The sequence below is a fragment of the Diaphorobacter sp. HDW4A genome (genome assembly GCF_011305995.1).
GTDB lineage: Bacteria > Pseudomonadota > Gammaproteobacteria > Burkholderiales > Burkholderiaceae_C > Diaphorobacter_A.
Window position 1 is genome coordinate 1662065 of sequence record NZ_CP049910.1, and the last position, 21046, is coordinate 1683110.

Below are 21046 nucleotides of genomic sequence, written 5' to 3' on the forward strand. Positions count from 1 at the left end.
AGTCACTTGGTGGGCTTGGTGTTCAGTGCCAATTCAAGCCGTTGCAGGTCTTCCGGTGTGTTGGTGTTGGAGAAGGCTTTGGGGTCATCGCACGGCAGGTCGAACGCCACTTGGCTGTGCGGCTGCGCCATCAGCCAGTGCATGACGCGGTGCGAGCCGGAGGCGAGGTATTGCGCGAGGTTGTCCCGCAGATCGCGATGCAGCAGACAGAAGACGGGCTGGGGGCGCAGCGTGCGCTGGCCGCTCACGTCGATTTCGGGAGCGGCGGCGAAGGCAACGAGGCTGTTGTCGGCGGCTGCGTGAGCGCTCAGGCGTTCGGCCAAGTCCAGCGGAAACAGCGGCGAATCGCAGGGGACGGTCAGCAGCCAGTCGGTCTGGCATTGCTCCAACCCGCTGAGCATGCCTGCGAGCGGGCCGGGGTAGTCGACCATAGAATCGCTCCAGACAGGTACGCCCCAGTGGGCGTATTCATCGATATGGCGATTGGCGCTGACGGCAACGGTGCCCACCTGCGGCGCGAGCCGGTCGAGCGCGCGGCGTGCCAGCGGCTGGCCGAGAAACGGCTGCAACCCCTTGTCCACGCCGCCAAAGCGCGTGCCCCGGCCGCCCGCAAGGACGAGACCGGTGACGCGGCTGATCTCGATGGAGTGTTGGCGATCGGAAATGGTGACGTCCTTCTGAAATGAAGGAAGTTTAGCCGCCGATGTAGCTCATTTCCACGCGGCGCTTGGTAGGTTCGCCCGAGTCGGGCGGGAGGCTGGCCCGCAGTTCGGAATAGCGGTCGCGGCGGCCCTGCCAGATGTTCGCGATGGCGGCGGCGAGTTCATCGTCCGTCGCAGTGCCGCGCAGCAGACTGCGCAGGTCGTAGCCCTGCTCGGCGAAGAGGCACAGATAGAGTTGGCCCTCGGTGGAAAGCCGCGCACGGTTGCAGTCGCCGCAGAAAGCGTGGGTGACGCTACTGATCACGCCTACCTCGCCCTGCGAGGGATCATGCCTGCCGTTCGCATCGGCATAGCCCCAGCGGCGGGCTGTCTCGCCTTGCGAGCTGGCAGCCAGCGGCACCAGTGGAAACTCGCTCTGCAGCAGACGGATCACGTCATCCGAGGGCAGAACCTCGTCCATGCGCCAGCCGTTGGTGGAGCCCACGTCCATGTATTCGATGAAGCGCAGCGTGATGCCGGAGCCCCGGAAATGCCGTGCCATCGGCAGGATTTCGTGGTCATTGGTGCCGCGCTTGACGACCATGTTCACCTTGATGTGCTCTAAACCCACTTTCTGCGCCGCCTCGATGCCCGAGAGCACCTCCGCGACCGGGAAGTCCATATCGTTCATGCCGCGAAAGATCGCGTCGTCGAGACTGTCGAGGCTGACGGTGACACGCGAGAGCCCCGCGTCGCGCAGCACCTGCGCCTTGCGCGCGAGCAGCGAGCCGTTGGTGGTGAGTGTGAGATCGGGCACTTTGCCGTCCAGCGTGCGCAGGTCGGCGAGCTGGGCGACCAGGCGCTCGATGTGCTTACGCAGAAGCGGCTCGCCGCCCGTCAGGCGGATCTTGCGCACGCCAAGGCGCAGAAACTGACTCGCCAGACGCGTGATTTCCTCGAAGCTCAGCAGGGCGCTGTGCGGCAGGTACGGATAGTCCTTGTTGAACACATCCTTGGGCATGCAGTAGGAGCAGCGGAAGTTGCAGCGGTCGGTGACGCTGATGCGCAGATCCCGCAGAGGCCGTTGGTGGGTGTCGACGAGCTGCGCGCCAACGACCGTCGCCGCGCCTTCGGGCACGACGGCGGGCAAGGCGCCTTTGCGCTGATCGACGATGGGAATGACGCGTTCTGCCATGTGGGTATTTTTTATGTTTTCTACAACTGCCTTTGCGCGGGAGCCTTGAATTTCTTCAATTTCTGGAGCGCGTACCGCCAATATCGCACATTCGTTAATAAGGATCAGGTGATGTGTGCTTGGGCAGGACTCAAGGGTTTGTCCTTGCGCAAAATTCGCTTCATGAACGATATTGACACCACCCTGATCGCGCCGATTGTCTGCTGCAGCAATAGTCGCAGAACCGCTGTGCGCCTGCTGGTCATGGCCATGTGTGCGCCAGCCGCTGTTTCGTTGACGGCTCAAGAGCGCATGGCGATTGCCACGGCCATCAACCGGACGGCCAAGCTTCGCGCGCTGTCGCAGCGCATGGCAAAAGCATACGGGCAACTATATCTGAAGACGCTTCCCGAGCGGACCCGTGAGGTCTTGCAGCAGACGCGCCAACAGGTACAGGCGGGACTCGCGGAGCTGGAGCGACAGAGTTGGCCCAAGGAGGTTGGGCGTTACATAGCCGATGTGCATGCGAGCGCGGCCAAGCTTGATGCGATGGTGGAGACTCCGGTGAGCAAGGATGGCTTTCTCGCCGTATCTCTGCAGTCCAACCAGATGCTCATGCAGGCCAACACGGCCACGGAGGCATTCGAGAAACTCACCCAGTCCCAGACCGCGCGTCTCGTGAACGTGGCTGGTCGACAGCGCATGCTGTCCCAGCGGGTGGCCAAGAACTACACGCTGATTGCCGCAGGTTTTGACTCCCGTGAGGTGCGCGAACAGATGGCGGGCGATCTGGGGCTGTTCCAAGTCTCCCTCAAGCAGTTGGCCGACGCGCCGATCACCACCACGCACATTCGTATGGCATTGGAACTGGGCCAGGCGCAGTTCGTGTTCTTTGACGCCGCGATCAAGCGCCAGCCTGATGCGCGCGGCCTAGAAGACGTAGCAACCACCAGCGAGCGGTTGCTGCAGCTGACCGATGAACTGACGGGTCTCTACGAGACGGCGCTGCAGTCAGTGATCGGTTGATCGGTTGCGCCGTTTCACTCCACTGCAGCGCTGGAGTTGCGTCCGTAGAACTGCGGGAAGTACTCTTTCACACCGTCGCCATTGAAGCTCCAGCCGGTGCACTGGTTCAGGTGGCGTGGTGGCTCGTCGCCCACGCTGCTGAAGACGGCAGGCATGGTCTGGAAGGCGGCGGTGGCCAAGTTGAACAGCAGCTCGCGGATGTGGGTGCAGCCGGCGATGCCGCCCAGATTCGTCTGGATGGCCTTGCGCCAGCCACGCGACATGCTGCAGCCGACCATGGATTGCAGCGACGCCAGCGCCTCGGGGCAACCTCCAAGCGGGTGGGCGTCCATGGTGGCTTCGATGGCTTGCACGACGAGCTGGCGGTTGACGGTCACGCGCAGCCACATATGGTGGATCGGCTGGCCAGCGCGGCGAATGATGCTGGGGTCACGGATGAAAGGCGTGTCCTCGGCCTTGCTGTCGTGGAGTTCTCCCTCTATGTCCCAGAGGCCGTCCTCGCGTTCGTATCCCTGATAGGTGACGCGGCGGACATGTCTGGCGGTACGGGGAGCGGGTGGGGACAAGGGCATTTTTGTGCGTATCGGGGCAGTTGTTCTTTGAGTTTCAGGCACCGGCGTGGGTGGCTCTGGAGTAAGCGGTCCATCATGGCTGGACGGGATTGCGCTGTCGCAAGACTTGCCTCATTGTGCGGGAGCAGCAAAATTTTTGCTGTCACCTCGGTTCTTCTCGCAAGGAAGAGCCCGAGTTCGCCGCAGGAGACATCGCCATGAGAAGCCTGAACGCCCAGCTCACGCAATACGCCGAATATCACCGTGATCCGCGCAATATCCAGACGCACCTTGTCGGCGTGCCGATGATCATGCTGGCCGTGGTGATTTTGCTGTCGCGTCCGGTGCTGGTGCTTGGCGGACTGCCGCTGACGGCGGCCTTCGCGGTGGGGATGGCGGTTTGCGTGTTCTATTTTCTGCTCGATCTGCGCTATGGGGTTTGCATGGCGCTGGTGATTGCTGCGATGTTGGCCGTCGGGCAATGGGGCGCCGCACAAACGACGGTTTTCTGGCTGATGTCGGGGATAGGTCTGTTCGTAGTGGGTTGGGTGATCCAGCTCGTCGGCCACTATTTCGAGGGTCGCAAGCCAGCCTTTGTGGACGATGTGATCGGTCTGGCCATCGGGCCGCTATTCGTCCTTGCCGAAGTGGGTTTTGCGCTCGGAATGCGCAATGACGTCCGACTGGCGGTGGAGCAGGGAGCGGGGCCGGTGCACCGACGCGTGGGTGGCTCGGTTTCCTGAGGGCCGGAGCCGCAAAAACGCGTTCGAAAGTTACACGCAAGGGGCTTGGTCTTAAAATGGGCGGTTTCCCGCTTGACGGCATTGACTGTTGGTTGGCTGTCGGGCCGGGCAAAACTCAGAAATTCCCCAATTCACTCAAACTGTTGAGACGACCATGTCCCTGAACAACGTCCCCGCTGGCAAGAGCCTGCCCGAAGCCTTCAACGTCGTGATCGAGATTCCCATGGAATCCGATCCTATCAAGTACGAAGTGGACAAGGAATCCGGCTGCATTTTTGTCGACCGCTTCATGACGGCCGCCATGTTCTACCCCGCCAACTACGGCTACGTGCCCCAGACGCTGTCGGGCGACGGCGACCCGGTGGACGTGCTGGTCATGACCCCCTACAAGTTGCCCCCAGGCGTGGTCGTGCCTTGCCGCGCTCTCGGCATCCTGAAGATGGAAGACGAAGCTGGCATGGACGGCAAGGTCTTGGCCGTGCCCACCGCCAAGATTCTCAAGGAATACGCCAACATCAAGACTCTGGGCGACGTGCCCGAGATCAAGCTGAAGGCGATTGAGCATTTCTTTGCTCATTACAAGGATCTGGAAGCGGGCAAGTGGGTCAAGATTCTGGGTTGGGGTGGTATGGATGAAGCCCACAAAGAGCTGACCGACGGAGTAGCCAACTACGAAAAGTCCAAGAAGGCTTAAATTTCTTTTTCAGGAATTTGTTTCCTGATCGAAGCCCATTCGTTTGTTCGAGTGGGCTTTTCTTTTTTTGTTCTGCGAAGCCTTTGGGCTTCGATGGGTTGGTCGTTTTGGGGCGGTAAGACAGGCTCTCATGCGTCGTTGTGAAGCCTTGCCGTACGAGAGTACTGATCTGCGGCTTCGACGCCTAGTCTGAGGGCCTGTCTTACCGTTGGGGTGGTTGATCGGGCGCCCTGCTCGCTTCATTGGCCCGTTGGTTTGAATGCGGGGAGAGTGGTGTTGGGGGGGCTATTGCTGATTTGTTTCTGTAGCTAGTAACATTCAGCATTCATTTGCGGACACTGCCCATGTTGCCTATTTCTTCTCTGCGTTCCAGTTCGTCGCGTCGTGCGGTGCAGGTGCCGAGCGCGCCGGTGTCGAAGTATTTGACGTTCCGTCTGGGCGAGGAGGTCTATGGGATCGACATTCTGTGCGTGCAGGAGATCCGATCGTATGAGCCGCCGACGCGTATGGCGCATGCGCCGGAGTTCATCAAGGGGGTGATTCAGCTGCGTGGGGTGATCGTTCCCGTGGTGGATCTGCGCATGAAGCTGCGCTGCGCGGATGCGAGCTACAACGAGTTCACGGTGGTGATCGTGCTCAGGGTAGAGGACATGCTGCTCGGCGCGGTGGTGGATGCAGTGGCCGATGTGGTGGCGCTACAGGACGATGCAATCAAGCCTGCGCCGCAGTTTCAGGGCGTGGTGGATACGACCTATGTGCGCGGGATGGCACAGGTGGACGGGCAGATGCTGATCGTAGTGGACATCGCCGCGCTGCTGAGCCCGACGGAGATGGGCCTGCTCCAGCAGGCGCGCGCGGTGGTGCCGGAAGGGGCTAAGGCCTTCTGAACCCTGATCCTCTGATCAGTTACCCATGGCGCATGAATTTGGCGCGGCCCAGGCGAGGGCAGGCTGGCTAAGGGCCGCCCCGCTGCGTTGGCTGCGTCCCACTCCCGCGAAGCGAGAGAGGGGGGAAGGCGCGAAGCGACTCAGGGGGGCATTTTCTCTCAATTCGGCTGCTTGAACGGGCTGCGCTCGTGCAGCTCGTCCATGTACTGCGCGATGCCTTGGCCTTCACGTTCCAGAAAACGCTCCACCGCCTCGGCGAAGCCCGGGTGGGCGAGCCAGTGGGCGCTACTGGTTTGCACCGGCATGAGCGCCCGGGCCATCTTGTGCTGCCCCTGAGCGCCGCCTTCAAAGCGCTGGACGCCTCGGGCGATGCACCATTCGAGCGGCTGGTAGTAGCAGGTCTCGAAATGCAGGTTGTCCACGCGCTCTAGCGCGCCCCAGTAGCGGCCGTAGGCCACTGAGTACTGCACGGCGATCAGGCTTGCGGCGATGCGGCGGCCGTTCTGGTTGGCGACGAAGAGCACCCAGTTCTCAGGCATGTCGCGCTGCATGTGCTCGAAGAACGCCCGCGTCAGATAAGGCGCGTTGCCGTGCTCAAGATAGGTGCGCTCGTAGCAGGCGTAGAAGAAATCCCAGTCGGCGTCGCCGATGTTCTTGCCTTCGATGATGTCGAAAGTCACCCCGGCGTCGTGCACCCGCCTGCGTTCCTGGCGGATCTTCTTGCGCTTTTCCTGATTGAGTGACGCGAGAAATTCGTCGAACGAGTTGAAGGGCGCATCGGTCTGCGGATGGCGGTTGTGCCAGTGGAACTGCACCGTGTGGCGCAGCATCAGCCCGAGGTCCTGGGCAGCGCGCAGATCCTCGTCGGCCGCGAACAGCATGTGGATGGACGACAGCCCGGCCTCGCGCGCCCAGTCGATCACGCCGTTCAGCAGCAGGGTACGCACTCGCTCGTTCTTGGCCAGCAGGCGGCTGCCCGGTACGGGGGTGAAGGGCACGGCGAGTACGCCCTTGGGGTAGTACTGCAGGCCGTGGCGCTGGTAGGCGTCGGCCCAGGCCCAGTCGAACACGTATTCGCCGTAGGAGTGGTTCTTGGCGTAGAGCGCGCAGGCGGCTTCGAGCACGCCGTTCTTTTTCAGGAGGCAGAAAACGGGCGTCCAACCAGTGTCGGCGCAGGCGCTTTCGCTGGTCTCCATCGCCGCGAGATAGGCGTGGCGCATGAAGGGCGTGGGCTGGCTCTGCGCGGCGAGCAACTGGTCCCATTGCGACGCATCGACCAGGTGCGCGGAGTTCAGCAGTTCCAGCGCGTAGGCCGGGTCTTCGTTGGATGCGGAGGTGTCGGGCGGCGGGATGGCGGGCAAGATGGCGGCGTGTTCGGTTGGATTCGTTGTGAGCACCGATGATCGCGCAAACCGCCCGCCCTCGAAAGCCGAGGGGGAAGAAACAATCGACTGTGAGGCAATCGCAGCAGCACGGATGCTGCCTGCTTTTTTAAGTGGCTATTTAAATTTTCTTGTAAATCATGCACTTATGCGTCGCATACAAAGTGCTCTTCAACTTGCCCACACAACTGTCCAATGAGGGTGGGGACAACTGAGACGCTTTTGCAAGCCGTTTGCGCAACGCGCCCGCTGCGGCTTTTTCGCGCTTGCCCGCGAGGATGAAGGCTCAATGACATAATTGCCCGCAGTCTTTTTCGCTCGCACCATGCCATTCCCCATCAGCATTGCCCAGCTCAACTTCGTTGTGGGCGACATTCAGGGCAACGCCCGCAAAATCATCGAAGCCGCGCGCGAGGCGCATGCGGCAGGTTCGCGCCTGCTGCTCACGCCGGAGCTGGCGCTCAGCGCCTATGCCGCCGAAGATCTGTATCTGCGGCCCGCTTTCCTGTCCGCCTGTGAGCAGGGTCTGGTCGAGATCGCGGCCGCCACGGCCGACCTGACCGGGCTCGCGTTGGTGGTGGGCCACCCCCAGGGTATTCCCGGCGAGCACGGCCGCCGCTGCTACAACGCGGCCAGCGTGATCCGCAATGGTCGCATCGAGCAGACCTACGCCAAGCAGCGGCTGCCCAATTACGAGGTGTTCGACGAGCAGCGCTACTTCGTTCCCGGCAACGACACCTGTGTGTTCGAGGTAGACGGTGTGCGCATCGGCCTGCTGATCTGCGAGGACGCCTGGTTCCCCGAACCGGCGCGCTCCGCCGCGGCTGCGGGTGCCGAGCTGATCGCCTGCATCAACGCCTCGCCGTTCCACATGGGCAAGGGCGTAGAGCGCGAGGACGCCATGCGTGCCCGCGTGGCCGAGACCGGCTTGCCGCTGGTCTATGCACATCTGGTGGGTGGGCAGGACGAGGTTGTGTTCGAAGGCGCTTCGTTCGCGCTGAACGCCGATGGCGAAGTCGCCATGCGCGCCCCCGCGTTTGCCGAATTATTGGCGAGTGTGGAGGTGCAGGGGCAGGGCTGCAAGATCACGCTGGCCGGCGAGATGGCTCCGGTGCTGGGCTGGGAAGCCGAACTCTGGGCCGCGCTTGTCACCGGCGTGCGCGACTACATCGGCAAGAATGGTTTCCCCAGCGTGCTGCTGGGGCTGTCGGGTGGAATCGATTCCGCGCTGGTGCTGGCGATTGCCGTCGACGCGCTGGGCGCGGACAAGGTCCGCACGGTGATGATGCCGTCGCCCTACACGGCCGACATCAGCTGGATCGACGCGCGCGACATGGCCGCGCGCCTGAACGTGCAGTACGAGGAAATCGCCATCGCGCCGCAGTTCGAGGCCTTCAAGGCGGCGCTGGCGCACGATTTTGCGGGTCTGCCCGAAGACACGACTGAAGAGAACCTGCAGGCGCGCATTCGCGGCACGCTGCTGATGGCGCTGTCCAACAAGTTCGGCTCGGTGGTGCTGACCACTGGCAACAAGAGCGAGATGGCGACTGGCTACTGCACGCTCTATGGCGACATGGCGGGCGGCTTTGCCGTGATCAAGGACGTGCTCAAGACGCGCGTTTTCGCCCTGGCCCGCTGGCGCAATGAGAACAATCCGTTCGGCAAGGGCGCCAATCCGATTCCCGACCGCATCATCACCCGTCCCCCGAGCGCTGAGTTGCGCCCCGACCAGAAGGATCAGGACAGCCTGCCGCCTTACGAGGTGCTGGACGCCATCGTCGAGCGCTACATGGAGCGCGACGAACCGATTGCCGACATTGTCTCTGCGGGTTTTGTGTCGGCCGATGTCGACCGGGTCACGCGACTCATTAAGATCAACGAGTACAAGCGTCGTCAGGCGCCGGTCGGCGTGCGCGTGACGCGACGCAGCTTCGGCAAGGACTGGCGCTATCCCATCACCAATAAATTCCGGGCCTGACGAGCACGCTCGTCGGGTCTGGACCGTTTTTGAATAATCATCAGGAGTCTCCGCCATGAAAATGATCACCGCCGTCATCAAGCCGTTCAAGCTGGAAGAGGTCCGCGAAGCGCTGGCCGATTGCGGTGTCACGGGCCTCACGGTCACCGAGGTCAAGGGCTTTGGTCGCCAGAAGGGCCACACCGAGCTGTATCGCGGCGCGGAGTACGTGGTGGACTTTCTGCCCAAGGTGAAGGTTGAAGTCGTTGTGCGCGCGGAAGATGTGGACCGCTGCGTGGACGCCATCGTGAACGCGGCCCGCACTGGCAAGATCGGCGACGGCAAGATCTTCGTGACCGAGGTCGAGCGCGTGATCCGCATCCGCACTGGCGACTTGGACGATGCGGCTGTTTGAGTAACACCCCCTGAGTCGCTTCGCGCCTTCCCCCTCTCTCGCTTCGCGGGAGGGGGACGCAGCCAGCGCGGCGGGGCGGCCCTTGCGCGGCTGCCCTCGCTTGGGTCGCGCCAGTTTTGTGTGCCGTGAGTAACTGGCTTGAGTGGTGCGTGCAATGCGCGCCTGCATGATTGATTGACTGGAAGTGTTTAGAAACACGCCCATCCCGATTGCGTCAGCAAGACGGGTCAGTCTGCTAGGGGTTTGTCCTGTGCGTGCCGCACAGCGGAACCGCCCCATGGAAACACCCGAATCGCCACTCCTAGACTGAATTGAACCAGCGCACATGGTCTGCGCACGGGATCAATTCAGGAGTGGACGATGAACCTCATCTCAAGTCGCGATTCAATCGCAGTTATTCCGCGCGCTCATCGGTCGGAGGGTGGGCCATGTTGATGTTTCTTCAGCAGGTACTCAACGGGTTCACGCTGGGCGGCATCTACGGTTTGGTCGCGCTGGGGCTGACGCTGGTCTACGGCATCCTGCATGTTCCCAACTTCGCGCACGGCGCGCTCTACATGGTCGGAGCCTTCGTCGCCTTTCATGCAATGAACGCTTGGGGCACGGGCTACTGGGTTGCGATGATGGTGGCGGCTGGCGTGGTGGCGCTGCTCGCGGTGACGAGCGAGCGGCTGGTATTCAGCCGGTTGCGCAATGCCTCGGGCATCCACCCCATGATCGCCGCCGTGGGCATCATGCTGTTTCTCGAAGCCTCGGCACAGGCGATCTGGGGCGCGGATTTTCAGCGCATGCCAACGCCGTATGCGGGCGTGGTCGAGCTGACCGATGGCATCTCGATGTCGGCGCAGAGGCTGTTGATCGTCGCCGCGGCGCTGATGCTGATGGTGGCGATGCACTGGTTTCTGACGCGTACGCTCACCGGCTCGACCATCATCGTGATGGCCCAGAACCGCGATGGCGCATCGCTGATTGGCGTAGACGCGAACCGCGTGGCGATGATGACCTTCGCGATCTCGGGCGTTCTCGCAGCGATTGCGTCGGTGCTCTATGCGCCTGTGAATCTCGTGTACCCGGCGATGGGCTATCTGGTCATCACCAAGGCCTTCGTCATCATCATTCTCGGCGGCATGGGCAGCGTTCCTGGCGCGATCATCGGCGGGCAGATCATCGGGTTCGCGGAGAGCCTGGGGGCGTACTACGTGTCCACCGACTACAAGGACATCGTGGCCTTCGCGTTGCTGGTGCTGATTCTCTCGGTGCGCCCGCAGGGGCTGTTTCCGGGTAGGGGGCGCTGAGATGCGACTCTTGTCTGATGGAGCCCGGGGTTGGCTGCTGCCGGGGCTGGCCGCGCTGCTGTTTCCGTTGGTCGCGGCGAATGACTACCACCTCACGGTGATGGCGACGGCCTTCATCTTCGCCATCGCCACGCTCGGACTGAATCTGATCACAGGCTACGCCGGCCAGCTCAATTTGGCGCATGCCAGCTTCATGGCCATCGGCGCGTACACGGTGGGCATTCTTTCCGTGGATCACGGCTGGTGGTTCTGGTGTGCGCTGCCGGTGGCCGGGGTGACAAGCGCCGTGCTGGGCTGGTTCGTCGGCCTCGTTTCGCTGCGGTTGCAAGGGCATTTCTTCTCGATCTTCACGCTTTGCGTGGGCTACATCATTTTTCTTGTGATCGAGAAGTGGGAGAGCCTCACCCACGGCACGGTGGGCCTCATGGGCATACCCGCGCCCGAGTCCATCGGGCCGATCCATTTTGACGGCCTCGCTGCCCAGTATTACCTGACCCTCGCGTTTCTGGCTGCGGCCATCTGGGCCAAGCGGCGCATCGTCAACTCGCTGCTGGGCCGAGCGTTCATTGCGCTGCGCAACAGCGAGGAGCTCGCAGAGGCCATAGGCATCCAGCGGATGCGTACCAAACTGCTGGCCTTTACGCTCAGCGTGTTCTATGCGGGCATGGCGGGCGGGCTATACGCCGGGTTCGCGCGCTTCATCAGCCCGGATGCCGCCAGCGTGAATCTGACCTTCGACATGATGATCTACATGATCGTCGGCGGCATTGGAACGGTGGCGGGTCCGGTGCTGGGCGCGGTCGGCATGTCGTGGCTAACCCAGTCTCTGCAGTTTCTGCAGGAATACCGGTTCATGGTGTTTGGCCCGATTCTGATCCTGCTGGTGTTGCATGTGCCGCAGGGTCTGGTAGGAAGCCTTTCTGTCGGGCGGCTGCGTTGGCAATTCAGGCGGGGGAGGTCGCATGCTGAGAGTTGAGTCGTTGACGAAAAGATTCGGCGGGCTCGCCGCGATCAACGATGTCACCACCACAATTGAGGCTGGCAAAGTCAACGCCATCATCGGGCCCAACGGCGCGGGCAAGACCACGTTCTTCAACCTCATCAGTGCCATGCACCAGCCCAGCAGTGGACGCATTCTGTTCAATGGAAAGGATGTCACCACGCTCAGGCCTGATCAGGTCGCGCAGCTCGGGCTGGCGCGAACCTTCCAGAGCACGGCGCTGTTCGACAAGGCCAGCGTGCTCGACAACCTCATCGTTGGGCATCGACTGCGCACCCGTTCCAATCTGTGGGATGTGCTCTGGGGTTCTCACCGCCTGCAGGACGAGGAACGCATCTGTCGCGAAGAGGCGCGTGATGCGCTCGATTTCGTGGGGCTCTCGAACATCAGCCACAGGCTCGCGGGCGACATCACACAGGAGCAGCGCAAGCGCGTCGCCATCGCACTCGCTTTGACCACCACGCCGCAGCTGATGCTCCTCGACGAACCCGCAGGTGGGGTGAATCCGGAAGAGACGGGCGGCCTCGCCGAGCTGATCCGCAGGCTGGTGCGCCACGGCATCACGGTGGCGCTGATCGAGCACAAGATGGGAATGATCATGAGCTTGGCCGACAAGATCATGGTGCTGAGCTACGGCATGCGCATCGCGGAGGGAACGCCCGAAGAGATCCGTCGCGACCCGGCCGTGATCGATGCCTATCTGGGGAGCGAGCATGCTGAAGTTTGAGCGTGTATCACTGAAATACGGCGGCTTTCAGGCTCTGGACCGTGTCAGTCTGAATGCCCGGATGGGTGAACTGGTCGTGTTGCTGGGGGCCAATGGGGCAGGCAAGAGTTCATTGTTTCTGACGGCGAGCGGGTTGGTTCCTGCATCGGCTGGTTCAATATCGTGGAAGGGGCAGGAGCTGCAGGGAAAGAAGCCGTCTGCCATCGTGCAGTCCGGGCTGGTGCAATGCCCCGAGGGGCGCAAGCTGTTTGGCCAGATGAGCGTGCGCAAGAACCTTGAGCTTGGTGCCTATGTGCACCGCCACGATCCCGAGCCCGGCAGGCAGTTGCTGGAGCAGGTGTTTGAGCTCTTTCCCATCCTCAAGGACAAGCAGCATGATCCCGCCGAATCGCTGTCGGGTGGCCAGCAGCAGATGGTCGCTATCGGCCGTGCGCTCATGAGTCGGCCCGAAGTGCTGCTGCTCGACGAGCCATCGCTGGGTCTTGCGCCACTCGTCATTCAGCAGATGTTCGGAATCATCCGGAAGATTAATCAGGCAGGAACCACCGTACTGCTGGCCGAGCAGAACGCCTATGCGGCTTTGAAGATCGCTCATCGGGCCTATGTGATGGAAAGCGGCCGGATCGTGCGCGAAGGAAAACCCGCCGACATGCTCGCTGACGATTCCATCCGCAAGGCATACATCGGCGTCTGATTTGAAGGCGCTGCGCACAGAGTTCCAATTCGAAACGAAAGAGGGAGGCTTCCATGACATCAACAATTTGCCTGCGTTTGCCCGCGCCCACCGGGAGGGCCTCGATCATCGCGACATGCGCCGCACTGCTGGCATCCTGTGCATGGGCGCAGGACGTGGTGAAGATTGGCTTCAGCGGCCCGCTCTCGGGCGGTGCGGCGCAATATGGAAAGAACGCGCTCGATGGCATGCAGATGGCGGCCATGGAAATCAATGCGTCGAATTTCGAGGTGGCGGGCAAGAAGACTCGGCTAGAGATCGTGCCGCTCGATGATCGCTACAACCCAGCGGACACCGGCGTCAACGCGCAGCGTCTGGTGCAGCAGTACAAGACGCCCGCGATTCTGGTGCCGCATTCGGGTGGCATCTTTGCGCTGCAGACCAGCAATGAGCGCAGCAACTTCATCGTGCTCGCCTACAGCTCGGTGCCGCAGATCACCGGGCGCGGCAACAAGCTCACGGTGCGCATTCCGCCCGACTTCACGACTTACATCGCGCCATATTCGCGATACGTCATGCAGCGCTTCGGCAAGAAGGCGGCGCTGGTCGGTGCCGATTACGACTACGCCAAGGCCTGGGCTGCGGCCTTCAAGTCCGGCTGGGAAAAACTCGGCGGCACCGTGGTGGTGGAGAACCCCATGAGCTACAACCGTTCCGCCGATTTCTACAGCGGCGTGAGCAAGGCGCTCGCCGCCAAACCCGACGTGCTGCTGGTGGGCGGTGCGTCCGAGCCCACGGCGCTGGTCATCAAGCAAGCCCGCGAGATGGGGTTCAAGGGCGGCTTTGTAGTGATGGATCAGGCCAAGCTCGACGAAATGGCGCGTGTGCTCGGGGGTGACTATGCGTTGCTTGAGGGGGCCATCGGCGTGGCGCCGGTGACCGAGGATGGCCGCAGCGGTGCCTTCGTGGAGCGATACAAGAAGCTCCACCCCGGCAAGATCCCTGGCTCGGAAGCGCAGTGGAACTATGTCGCCGTGTATGCCTTGGCCAAGGCCATGCAGCTCGCCGGATCCACGAGCGACACCAAGGCTATCCGCGCGAAGTATGGCGAGGCCTACAAGCTGCTTCCACCGGACGTGAACCCTGGCATCGTGACGGGAGTGGACGCGCTGGGCAACAACATCACGACACAGCGCAACGTGGCGATCCAGAACGGCAAGCTGACGGCGATGAGTGCCGTGAACTGACAGCGGCGCGGGGCGGCTGCAGCAAAGTTGGCATGTCGAATCAGGCTGCGGGCGTTTGATTCGGCACGAATTCCTGTTCTTGCAGTGCCCGCCATTGCACCTTGCCGGTGCCGGATTTCGGCAGCCTATCCACGAACTGCACGAGTCGCGGGCTCTTGTACGCGGCCATGTGTTCCCGGCTCCAGTCGATGATGTCCTGCTCTTCGACCTGTCCCTTGAACGCGTCGCGCAGCACCACGACGGCCTTCACGGTTTCGCCGCGCCGCGCATCGCGCGATCCGATCACGCAGACCTCTTGGATCGCGGGGTGGGCATAGATCAGCGCTTCCACCTCGGCGGGCCAGACCTTGTAACCCGAGGCATTGATCATCCGCTTGAGCCGGTCGACGAGATGGAAGTAGCCGTCCTCGTCGGTTCGCGCGAGATCGCCGGTGCGCAGAAAGCGCTTGCCCTGCACGGTGACGAAGGCGCGCGCGGTGGCCTCGGGCTGACGCCAGTAGCCCTGCATGATCTGTGGGCCGTGCACGATGATTTCGCCGGTCTCGCCCGGTGGCAGTTCCTGCAGCGTGTCGGGATCGACCACGCGGGCGTCGACGTCGAAGATCGGAATGCCGAGGCATTGCTTGAGCGGTCTTGACGGTGGGTTGATGTGCGTGGCCGCCATGGTCTCGGTCATGCCGTAGCCCTCGATGTAGTCTATGCCGCAGAGCGACTTGAGGCGCGCGGCCACCGCCTCGGGCATGGCCGCGCCGCCGCCGCTCAGGCGCTGTAGGCTGCAGAGGTCAAATTCGTCGAGGCGCGGGCTTGCGAGCAGGTCCACCACCATTGAGACGATCAAGAGTGTGCTGGTCACCCGGTAACGCTCTATGAGCTGCGCGGCCACCTCGTGGTCCCAACGCGGAAGAATGACCATCGTGGCACCGAGATGCAGAATGGTGTTCATGCCTCCTTCCATGCCGGTGACGTGGAACATCGGCATCACCGAGAGCACGACGGCGTTCGGCCTCGTATCCATCCAGCGGGCGCTGGCTACCGTGTTGTACATCACACTGCGATGGGTGTGTATGCAGCCCTTGGGCTGCCCCGTGGTGCCTGATGTGTAGGGCATGACGGCCAGTTCATCGGGGCTGGCGGTGCATGGGCTGGGCCTGCGGTTGGCGGCAAGCGCATCGGTCCATGCGCTTGCGCTGGGGTGGAGGCCGGGTCGCTTGCTTTCGGTTAAGAAGGTCGGAATGTTCAGATCCGTTGCGCGGCTCAGGTAGTCGCTGTAGGTCGCCACCACGGCATGGTGAAGCAGTTCAGGCGCATCGGCATCCAGCAGTGGCAGCGCCTGCGTGAGCAGGTCTTGCGACAGGATGATGGTGCGTGCGCCAGCATCGCTCACATAGTGCCTGAGCTCTTCGGTGAGGTTCATCGGATTGACGGGTACGACCACGGCGTCGGCGCGGAGGATGGCGTGGTAGCCGATCACGAACTGTGGGCTGTTCTGCATGAACAGCAGCACGCGATCTCCGCGGTTCACGCCGCACGCGTGTTGCAGGTGACCGGCCATGCGCTCGACATCGTCCATCAACTGCGCATAGGTGATGGCCGAGTCGTAGAACACCATGGCGGGCTTGTCTGGATACCGCTCGGCGGAGGCTTCAATGAGCGTTGCCAAATGCTGTTCGGGAACCTCGAGATGGCGTTCCAGATGCGCGGGCCAATGAGCGAAGTGGCGATCCGACATGGGCTTGTCTCCGTCGAGATTGATTGGTTCTGGTGCTCGTGTGTTCGCACGGTATCACGGCTGACGGAAGCGGCTTTGCAGGCGTTGCACGACGCGCAGCAGCTCGGGTTGGGCGCGGTCGATCAGCACGCTGGGCGGCAGGTCATGGTGGGGGCCGCCGCAGCTCATTGCCATCAACGGAAGGCCGCGCCCCGGATCGAAAGCCACGGCGATTCCGTTTACCTGTGGCATCCAGTCGCCGAATGAATGGCTGACGATGGACTGCGCTGCTTCGCCGCCTGCCGTACGCTCATCCGCTTGTGCGTGATTCAGCGATTGCCACTGCGCGGTTGCATGGTTTTGCAGATAGGCGATGGCCTCGTTGCGCTCATGTGCCGGGCACGCAGCGAGCCAGGCGCGGCCAATGGCTGTGGTCGCCAGTGGCACACGAGCGCCTGTCTCCAGCGTCTGCGCGCGGGGATGAGGCTTCGGGCTGGGGCAATGCTCGATGTAGATCATCGTGTGCCGGTCGCGCGTGGCCAGTGCGACCTCAGACTGCGTGAATGCGGCCAGTCGCTGCATCAGCGGCCGGGCCTGTTGCCGGACGGCCAGGCCAAACAGCATGGCGCTGCCGAGCGCGAGGCTGGCGGAGCCCAATCGATATTTGTTCTCGCGCGGTACGTAGCGCAGATAGCCCAAGGCCGTCAGCGTGTAGGTCAGGCGCGATACTGTGGATTTGGGAAGCTGGCAGCGCCTGGCGATGTCGTGGTTGCCGAGTAGTTTGTCGCCGGAGCGAAAGCACGACAGCAGCTCAAGTCCACGAGAGAGCGCGGTGACATATCGGCGGTCGGATTGTGCGTCAACGGTGTGCTCCGAGTGGCTGGTCGGTTGCGGCATAGCGGCTGGTCTCCATGCGATGCGTTTGTTCGGTCATTCTGAACAGGCATGGCATGGATGACATTGCGCGGCATCCACGGGAACGCGATTGTGTTTGTTTCATCCGTTGAACGGATGTAGCTGACAGGACTTGGTTCAGATCACAGTACGCAGAGGGATCTGCGACATGTTGTTGCCTGCTTCCTGCACGAGCTTGCGCAGTAGCGCGTCGTGGTCGGTGTGGGCGGTGATCAGGTCCATCTGCCATTCGCCCATGAAGCCGGATTTGACGCTGGTTTCCAGAAAGCCCAGCATGCCGTCGTAGTAGCCGTCCACGTTGAGCAGGCCGATGGGCTTGTCGTGGTAGCCGAGCTGGCGCCAAGTCCAGATCTCGAACAGCTCCTCGAACGTGCCGATGCCGCCGGGAAGGGCGACGAAGGCGTCGCTGCGCTCGGCCATCATGGCCTTGCGCTCGTGCATGTTGTCGACGATGTGCAACTCGTCGCAGTGCTGGTTGGCCAGTTCCTTGTCAACGAGGGCCTTGGGAATCACGCCGACGACGCGCCCGCCCGCTTTGCGCGTGGCTTCGGCGACCGTACCCATCAGGCCGCTGCGGCCGCCGCCGTAGACAAGCTGTCCGCCATGCTCGCCGATCCAGGAGCCGACTTGGATGGCAGACTGGGTGAACGCGGGGTTCTCACCCGGGCGCGAGCCGAGATAGACGCAGATCGAGAACGCGGGGGCTGGTTTCTTGTTAGTGGATGGCATGGGCAAACCTTTGATAGAGTGCGGCGAGCCAGATGCCGCCGCACAGCAGCAGGGAGAGCAGCACAGCGGCGCTTCCCATGTCCTTCGCGCGCTTGGAAAGATCGTGCAACTCCGGGCCGATGCGGTCGATGGCCGCCTCGATGCCCGTGTTGAGCAACTCGACGATCAACACCAGCAGCACGGAGCCGGCGAGCAGGGCGACCTCGATCCACGTGCTGCCGAGCCAGAAGGCTGCCGGAATCATGATGATCGCTAGGCAGGCCTCCGAGCGGAACGCCTTTTCACTCCAGCCCGCCTTGAGGCCTTGCATCGAATAGCCGAAAGCATGAATCCAGCGGTTGAGACCCGTGCGGGCCTTGTGTGGATGTGGAGCAGGCGAGGGCGGAAGTGGATGGGCCATGGGGGCGGAAGCAAAGCGGAATTCAGCGAAAGGAAATCGTTGCGCGGGGCAAGAATGTGGGCGGATAGGACGTGCCGTCATTTAGCCAGACATCGTAGCGCAGTCTGGATGCTGCCGGGCCTGTGTGAACAACGGCTTAACAGAGCCTTCCGCTAAACGCGTCAGGACTTCGCGCTGCGATTGCGTGTCAGCGGTGCCGAATGGACGAGGCGCGTGCCCGCCCATGCGTCGTGCCAGAACTGGCGCTCGGGGTGAAAGCGGCTGAGCAGTGCCCAGATGGCGATCCAGCCACCGAGAATGACCAAGGCTTCGGCGGCGCTGAGCTTGGCTGCCCAACTGATGAGCAGCGGCGGCAGAAACCAGAGCCATGACAGCACGTATCGCCTGAGCGCTCGCAGCTGGCTGATGGAGCGGCCTTGCGAATCGACCACGCGGATGTTCCAGGTCTTCATGGCGAGCGTCTGGCCCTTGGCCCAGAACCACACGAAGTAAATCCCGAAGATCACGAACAGAAATGCCTGCAGCTCGTGGCGGTTGTCGAGGGCGTTGCGGGTCTGGGTGAGGGCGCTGAACAGATAGCCCGAGATGAACACTACGCCGAACATCAACATGCCTTCGTACAGCCAGCAGGCCATGCGACGACGCAGCGAAGGTGTCATGCCTTCCGAGTTGGGGGGCAGATCCGTCGGTGAGTCTGGGCGGGTGATGGGGCCAGGAGGAAGCGGAGAACTCATTCGGCGGACGGCGCTGGTGCGTGTTGACTGATTACTGAGGTGAATTGACCGAGGTGACATCCCGCAGATCCACCTTTTCCTCGGTGTCCGGGGCCGAGGCCGGGTTCAATGGTGGCAGGGGTTGTGCGGTTGCCGACGAGCCCTGAACCGGTGCTGTTTCGACCGTCATCGGGGTGCTGGGCAGCGGTGCCGCTGGCGGAGGAAACACATGCGGCACATGGTAGTCCGCCATAGGCGGGATCTTGGGCGGGTTGGGTTGATTTGGCGCAACAGTCGTAGCGGCCGGAATGCGTACCAGCTTCTTGGATGGGGGCGATTTGACCACTACGGCTGCGCCGAAGGGCTTTCGCGCGGCCTTGGAGGCGAGTTGTTTCTTCTCTTCCTCGCTCAGGGCTTGATAGGCCTCCCACTGTGCGAGTTTGTCGTCGGGCGACAGGCGATTGGTGGCGGCAAAGTTCAGACGGGCCTGGCTGCGCTGCTGCGCGCTGAGGTTGGCCCATTCGGTCATGCGGCTGAGCATCTTGGCCTGCTCCTGCTCGCTGAGGGAGTCGAAGTTCGACGCGAGTGTCAACCAGTGGCGCTTCTGGCCCTCCGTCAGCTGGTTCCAGCGTGTGGCCAGTGGCGAGAGGGCGTCTTTCTGGGAGCTCGAGAGTTCGCCCCACATGGGGCCACCCTGAGTGATGGGTGCTGGCGCACGAGCCGTGGTCGAGCTGGAGCGGATGTTGGAGCGCTTGGAGGGCAGGGCCTCATCCGGCGTCGAGATAGTGGGCGCGATGTCCAGATAGGTGACGGCTTTCCATGCGCCAAATGTCAGGCATGCCAAAGCCAGCAGCCCCGCGATGGCGGCTGCACGGCTTGGTTTGGAACGGTCGGGTACGTCTGGCGCCAATCTCTGCATGCAAATCGGTGGTCAACCGATCAGGTTCAAGGTTTGTGTTGGGATGTTTTCAGGTATTGCAGAAAACCGGGGTCAGTATAGGCCTCTGGAGGCAGGTCATCGGTGAGAAGGGCAGCATCCACCTCGGCAATTTCATTCGCGCCGGCTTCATTCTGATTCACGCCCACGACAAACAGGCCCACGAGCAGTGCTGCGACAGGGATGGCCGACACCAGTGCACGCCACCAGTTGCCGCCTTCACTGCCCCAGCCGCCACCCATGGTGGCCGTGTGACCGACTCCCAGAACGACGGGCTCGGCCACCACGGGACGTTGCGCCACGACGGCCGGACGCTTGCGCTTGTCCAGCGCCTGCATGCGGCCTGCGCGCAGTCGCTCAGCGATGTCGTAGGCAAGCTCGTTGCTACCTTGGTCGAGGCGGGCCACCACCCGAAGGGCGAAACGGTCTGCCGCTGTGCTGTTCGAATTTTCAGAGATATGGCGGTTCATAGCTCGATTCCTTTTGCCTTCAGTGCCTTGCTCAGCGTTTGAATGGCGCGGAAGCAGTGCGTTTTGACGCTGCCCTCGGAGCAACCCATCGCTGCGGCCGTTTCTGCAACATCCATTTCCTCCCAGTAACGCATGAGAAAGGCTTCTCGTTGACGCGCAGGCAACTCCTGTATCTCTTTTTCTATTTCATGGAAGATCTGCTTGCGACGGATCTGGTCTTCCGCGCTCTGGCTGCCTTCTCGCTGATCGCCCTCGATGGCGTAGTTCTCCAGCAGGTCAAAATCACCAGCGTCGTCACTCGAGCTTTCAAAGTCGCTGAGACTCGTGAACAAAGCGTTACGAGTTTTTTGTCGGCGGAACCAATCAAGCGTGCTGTTCGAGAGGATGCGCTGAAACAGCATCGGCAGCTCGTTGATGGGCTTATCCCCATAATGCTCGGCCAGTTTGATCATGCTGTCCTGGACGATATCCAGTGCGGCCTCCTCATCGCGAACGTGATAGACCGTGCGCTTGAAAGCACGTTTGTCTACGCTCTTGAGGAAATCTGACAGTTCTTGTTCGGAGGCCAAAAGCAAAACTGTCCCGTAAGGGGACTGACTGGGCCAGCGCAATGAAGCGGGCCACTTGGTTGTTAATCCGGCGATTATGACATCAGAGTAGTTTTTTTGAGCACTGGGCTGTGCGACGGCCCGCAAAGTGCAATAATGTGCACTGCAGCAAATAACGCAAACGGGTCCCGGTTCGGCGAAGAACTCATGTCGC

The 21046-nt window shown here is 62.1% G+C and carries 23 protein-coding genes; 11 read left to right on the top strand and 12 right to left on the bottom strand.

What is annotated here, in order from left to right:
- Positions 1 to 2: 2 nt before the first annotated feature.
- Together mobA and moaA are read right to left on the bottom strand one after the other, a co-directional pair.
- Positions 3 to 665 (bottom strand): molybdenum cofactor guanylyltransferase MobA, encoded by a 663-nt coding sequence (mobA, locus tag G7047_RS07440; protein ID WP_205904832.1) that lies wholly within the window; start codon positions 663 to 665, stop codon positions 3 to 5.
- 28 nt (positions 666 to 693) lie between these two features.
- Positions 694 to 1836: a GTP 3',8-cyclase MoaA gene (moaA, locus tag G7047_RS07445; RefSeq protein ID WP_166302948.1), complete on the bottom strand. Its 1143-nt coding sequence runs from the start codon at positions 1834 to 1836 to the stop codon at positions 694 to 696.
- A 162-nt stretch (positions 1837 to 1998) separates the two neighbouring features.
- On the opposite strand from moaA, the gene G7047_RS07450 reads away from it, so the two are divergent.
- Positions 1999 to 2841 (top strand): type IV pili methyl-accepting chemotaxis transducer N-terminal domain-containing protein, encoded by an 843-nt coding sequence (locus tag G7047_RS07450; RefSeq protein WP_166302951.1) that lies wholly within the window; start codon positions 1999 to 2001, stop codon positions 2839 to 2841.
- Positions 2842 to 2855: 14 nt separating this feature from the next.
- Here G7047_RS07450 and G7047_RS07455 read toward each other — a convergent pair whose 3' ends face one another.
- Positions 2856 to 3413, bottom strand: coding sequence for a DUF2889 domain-containing protein (locus G7047_RS07455; protein ID WP_166302954.1), 558 nt, complete (start codon positions 3411 to 3413; stop codon positions 2856 to 2858).
- Positions 3414 to 3610: 197 nt separating this feature from the next.
- Between G7047_RS07455 and G7047_RS07460 the strand changes: the two genes are divergently transcribed.
- The 3 genes from G7047_RS07460 (at position 3611) to G7047_RS07470 (ending at position 5716) form a co-directional block, all read left to right on the top strand.
- Positions 3611 to 4135: a DUF962 domain-containing protein gene (locus tag G7047_RS07460; protein ID WP_166302957.1), complete on the top strand. Its 525-nt coding sequence runs from the start codon at positions 3611 to 3613 to the stop codon at positions 4133 to 4135.
- Between the two features lie 154 nt (positions 4136 to 4289).
- The gene (ppa, locus tag G7047_RS07465) at positions 4290 to 4829 is read left to right on the top strand and encodes an inorganic diphosphatase (protein WP_166302960.1); all 540 of its coding nucleotides are present in this window, start codon (positions 4290 to 4292) and stop codon (positions 4827 to 4829) included.
- A 344-nt stretch (positions 4830 to 5173) separates the two neighbouring features.
- A complete protein-coding gene (locus tag G7047_RS07470) occupies positions 5174 to 5716 on the top strand; it encodes a chemotaxis protein CheW (protein WP_166302963.1) in 543 nt (180 codons plus the stop codon).
- A gap of 158 nt (positions 5717 to 5874) precedes the next feature.
- Here the strand turns inward: G7047_RS07470 and G7047_RS07475 are convergent, their stop codons facing one another.
- Positions 5875 to 7068 carry a GNAT family N-acetyltransferase gene (locus tag G7047_RS07475; protein ID WP_166311936.1) on the bottom strand — a complete coding sequence of 398 codons (1194 nt, stop codon included), beginning with the start codon at positions 7066 to 7068 and terminating at the stop codon, positions 5875 to 5877.
- A gap of 355 nt (positions 7069 to 7423) precedes the next feature.
- On the opposite strand from G7047_RS07475, the gene G7047_RS07480 reads away from it, so the two are divergent.
- From G7047_RS07480 to G7047_RS07510, 7 genes are all read left to right on the top strand, one after another.
- Positions 7424 to 9076 (top strand): NAD+ synthase, encoded by a 1653-nt coding sequence (locus G7047_RS07480; protein WP_166302966.1) that lies wholly within the window; start codon positions 7424 to 7426, stop codon positions 9074 to 9076.
- 55 nt (positions 9077 to 9131) lie between these two features.
- On the top strand, positions 9132 to 9470 hold the full coding sequence (locus tag G7047_RS07485) for a P-II family nitrogen regulator (protein WP_166302969.1): 339 nt from the start codon (positions 9132 to 9134) through the stop codon (positions 9468 to 9470).
- 428 nt (positions 9471 to 9898) lie between these two features.
- Complete coding sequence (locus G7047_RS07490) at positions 9899 to 10765, top strand: branched-chain amino acid ABC transporter permease (RefSeq protein ID WP_166302972.1); 867 nt, start codon at positions 9899 to 9901, stop codon at positions 10763 to 10765.
- Position 10766: 1 nt separating this feature from the next.
- Positions 10767 to 11741, top strand: a complete 975-nt coding sequence (locus G7047_RS07495) for a branched-chain amino acid ABC transporter permease (protein ID WP_166302975.1) — start codon at positions 10767 to 10769, stop codon at positions 11739 to 11741.
- Positions 11728 to 12492 carry an ABC transporter ATP-binding protein gene (locus G7047_RS07500; RefSeq protein WP_166302978.1) on the top strand — a complete coding sequence of 255 codons (765 nt, stop codon included), beginning with the start codon at positions 11728 to 11730 and terminating at the stop codon, positions 12490 to 12492. The genes G7047_RS07495 and G7047_RS07500 overlap by 14 nt, the downstream gene beginning before the upstream one ends.
- On the top strand, positions 12479 to 13186 hold the full coding sequence (locus tag G7047_RS07505) for an ABC transporter ATP-binding protein (RefSeq protein WP_166302981.1): 708 nt from the start codon (positions 12479 to 12481) through the stop codon (positions 13184 to 13186). Before G7047_RS07500 ends, G7047_RS07505 begins: the two co-directional genes overlap by 14 nt.
- 53 nt (positions 13187 to 13239) lie before the next feature.
- Positions 13240 to 14412, top strand: a complete 1173-nt coding sequence (locus G7047_RS07510; protein WP_166302984.1) for an ABC transporter substrate-binding protein — start codon at positions 13240 to 13242, stop codon at positions 14410 to 14412.
- Between the two features lie 40 nt (positions 14413 to 14452).
- On the opposite strand, the gene G7047_RS07515 is transcribed toward G7047_RS07510, so the two are convergent.
- The 8 genes from G7047_RS07515 to G7047_RS07550 form a co-directional block, all read right to left on the bottom strand.
- Positions 14453 to 16141, bottom strand: coding sequence for a long-chain fatty acid--CoA ligase (locus G7047_RS07515; RefSeq protein WP_166302987.1), 1689 nt, complete (start codon positions 16139 to 16141; stop codon positions 14453 to 14455).
- Between the two features lie 54 nt (positions 16142 to 16195).
- Complete coding sequence (locus G7047_RS07520) at positions 16196 to 17017, bottom strand: IclR family transcriptional regulator (protein ID WP_166302990.1); 822 nt, start codon at positions 17015 to 17017, stop codon at positions 16196 to 16198.
- Positions 17018 to 17152: 135 nt separating this feature from the next.
- Positions 17153 to 17764 carry a TIGR00730 family Rossman fold protein gene (locus G7047_RS07525; RefSeq protein ID WP_166302993.1) on the bottom strand — a complete coding sequence of 204 codons (612 nt, stop codon included), beginning with the start codon at positions 17762 to 17764 and terminating at the stop codon, positions 17153 to 17155.
- Positions 17751 to 18164 carry a diacylglycerol kinase gene (locus G7047_RS07530; RefSeq protein ID WP_166302996.1) on the bottom strand — a complete coding sequence of 138 codons (414 nt, stop codon included), beginning with the start codon at positions 18162 to 18164 and terminating at the stop codon, positions 17751 to 17753. Before G7047_RS07530 ends, G7047_RS07525 begins: the two co-directional genes overlap by 14 nt.
- A 161-nt stretch (positions 18165 to 18325) precedes the next feature.
- Entirely contained in the window at positions 18326 to 18898 is a 573-nt protein-coding gene (locus G7047_RS07535; protein WP_166302999.1) for an RDD family protein, read from the bottom strand.
- Positions 18899 to 18929: 31 nt separating this feature from the next.
- Positions 18930 to 19796: a DUF3106 domain-containing protein gene (locus tag G7047_RS07540; RefSeq protein ID WP_166303002.1), complete on the bottom strand. Its 867-nt coding sequence runs from the start codon at positions 19794 to 19796 to the stop codon at positions 18930 to 18932.
- Between the two features lie 26 nt (positions 19797 to 19822).
- Positions 19823 to 20284: a DUF3619 family protein gene (locus G7047_RS07545; RefSeq protein WP_166303005.1), complete on the bottom strand. Its 462-nt coding sequence runs from the start codon at positions 20282 to 20284 to the stop codon at positions 19823 to 19825.
- Entirely contained in the window at positions 20281 to 20853 is a 573-nt protein-coding gene (locus G7047_RS07550; RefSeq protein WP_166303008.1) for an RNA polymerase sigma factor, read from the bottom strand. The genes G7047_RS07545 and G7047_RS07550 overlap by 4 nt, the downstream gene beginning before the upstream one ends.
- Positions 20854 to 21046: the final 193 nt, after the last annotated feature.

Excerpts from the sequence above, each read along its gene's own strand:
- moaA (WP_166302948.1), bottom strand. The coding sequence starts at position 1,836 with ATGGCAGAACGCGTCATTCCCATCGTCGATCAGCGCAAAGGCGCCTTG.
- G7047_RS07450 (WP_166302951.1), top strand. The coding sequence starts at position 1,999 with ATGAACGATATTGACACCACCCTGATCGCGCCGATTGTCTGCTGCAGC.
- G7047_RS07455 (WP_166302954.1), bottom strand. The coding sequence starts at position 3,413 with ATGCCCTTGTCCCCACCCGCTCCCCGTACCGCCAGACATGTCCGCCGC.
- G7047_RS07460 (WP_166302957.1), top strand. The coding sequence starts at position 3,611 with ATGAGAAGCCTGAACGCCCAGCTCACGCAATACGCCGAATATCACCGT.
- ppa (WP_166302960.1), top strand. The coding sequence starts at position 4,290 with ATGTCCCTGAACAACGTCCCCGCTGGCAAGAGCCTGCCCGAAGCCTTC.
- G7047_RS07470 (WP_166302963.1), top strand. The coding sequence starts at position 5,174 with ATGTTGCCTATTTCTTCTCTGCGTTCCAGTTCGTCGCGTCGTGCGGTG.
- G7047_RS07480 (WP_166302966.1), top strand. The coding sequence starts at position 7,424 with ATGCCATTCCCCATCAGCATTGCCCAGCTCAACTTCGTTGTGGGCGAC.
- G7047_RS07485 (WP_166302969.1), top strand. The coding sequence starts at position 9,132 with ATGAAAATGATCACCGCCGTCATCAAGCCGTTCAAGCTGGAAGAGGTC.
- G7047_RS07490 (WP_166302972.1), top strand. The coding sequence starts at position 9,899 with ATGTTGATGTTTCTTCAGCAGGTACTCAACGGGTTCACGCTGGGCGGC.
- G7047_RS07495 (WP_166302975.1), top strand. The coding sequence starts at position 10,767 with ATGCGACTCTTGTCTGATGGAGCCCGGGGTTGGCTGCTGCCGGGGCTG.
- G7047_RS07500 (WP_166302978.1), top strand. The coding sequence starts at position 11,728 with ATGCTGAGAGTTGAGTCGTTGACGAAAAGATTCGGCGGGCTCGCCGCG.
- G7047_RS07505 (WP_166302981.1), top strand. The coding sequence starts at position 12,479 with ATGCTGAAGTTTGAGCGTGTATCACTGAAATACGGCGGCTTTCAGGCT.
- G7047_RS07510 (WP_166302984.1), top strand. The coding sequence starts at position 13,240 with ATGACATCAACAATTTGCCTGCGTTTGCCCGCGCCCACCGGGAGGGCC.
- G7047_RS07515 (WP_166302987.1), bottom strand. The coding sequence starts at position 16,141 with ATGTCGGATCGCCACTTCGCTCATTGGCCCGCGCATCTGGAACGCCAT.
- G7047_RS07520 (WP_166302990.1), bottom strand. The coding sequence starts at position 17,017 with ATGCCGCAACCGACCAGCCACTCGGAGCACACCGTTGACGCACAATCC.
- G7047_RS07525 (WP_166302993.1), bottom strand. The coding sequence starts at position 17,764 with ATGCCATCCACTAACAAGAAACCAGCCCCCGCGTTCTCGATCTGCGTC.
- G7047_RS07530 (WP_166302996.1), bottom strand. The coding sequence starts at position 18,164 with ATGGCCCATCCACTTCCGCCCTCGCCTGCTCCACATCCACACAAGGCC.
- G7047_RS07535 (WP_166302999.1), bottom strand. The coding sequence starts at position 18,898 with ATGAGTTCTCCGCTTCCTCCTGGCCCCATCACCCGCCCAGACTCACCG.
- G7047_RS07540 (WP_166303002.1), bottom strand. The coding sequence starts at position 19,796 with ATGCAGAGATTGGCGCCAGACGTACCCGACCGTTCCAAACCAAGCCGT.
- G7047_RS07545 (WP_166303005.1), bottom strand. The coding sequence starts at position 20,284 with ATGAACCGCCATATCTCTGAAAATTCGAACAGCACAGCGGCAGACCGT.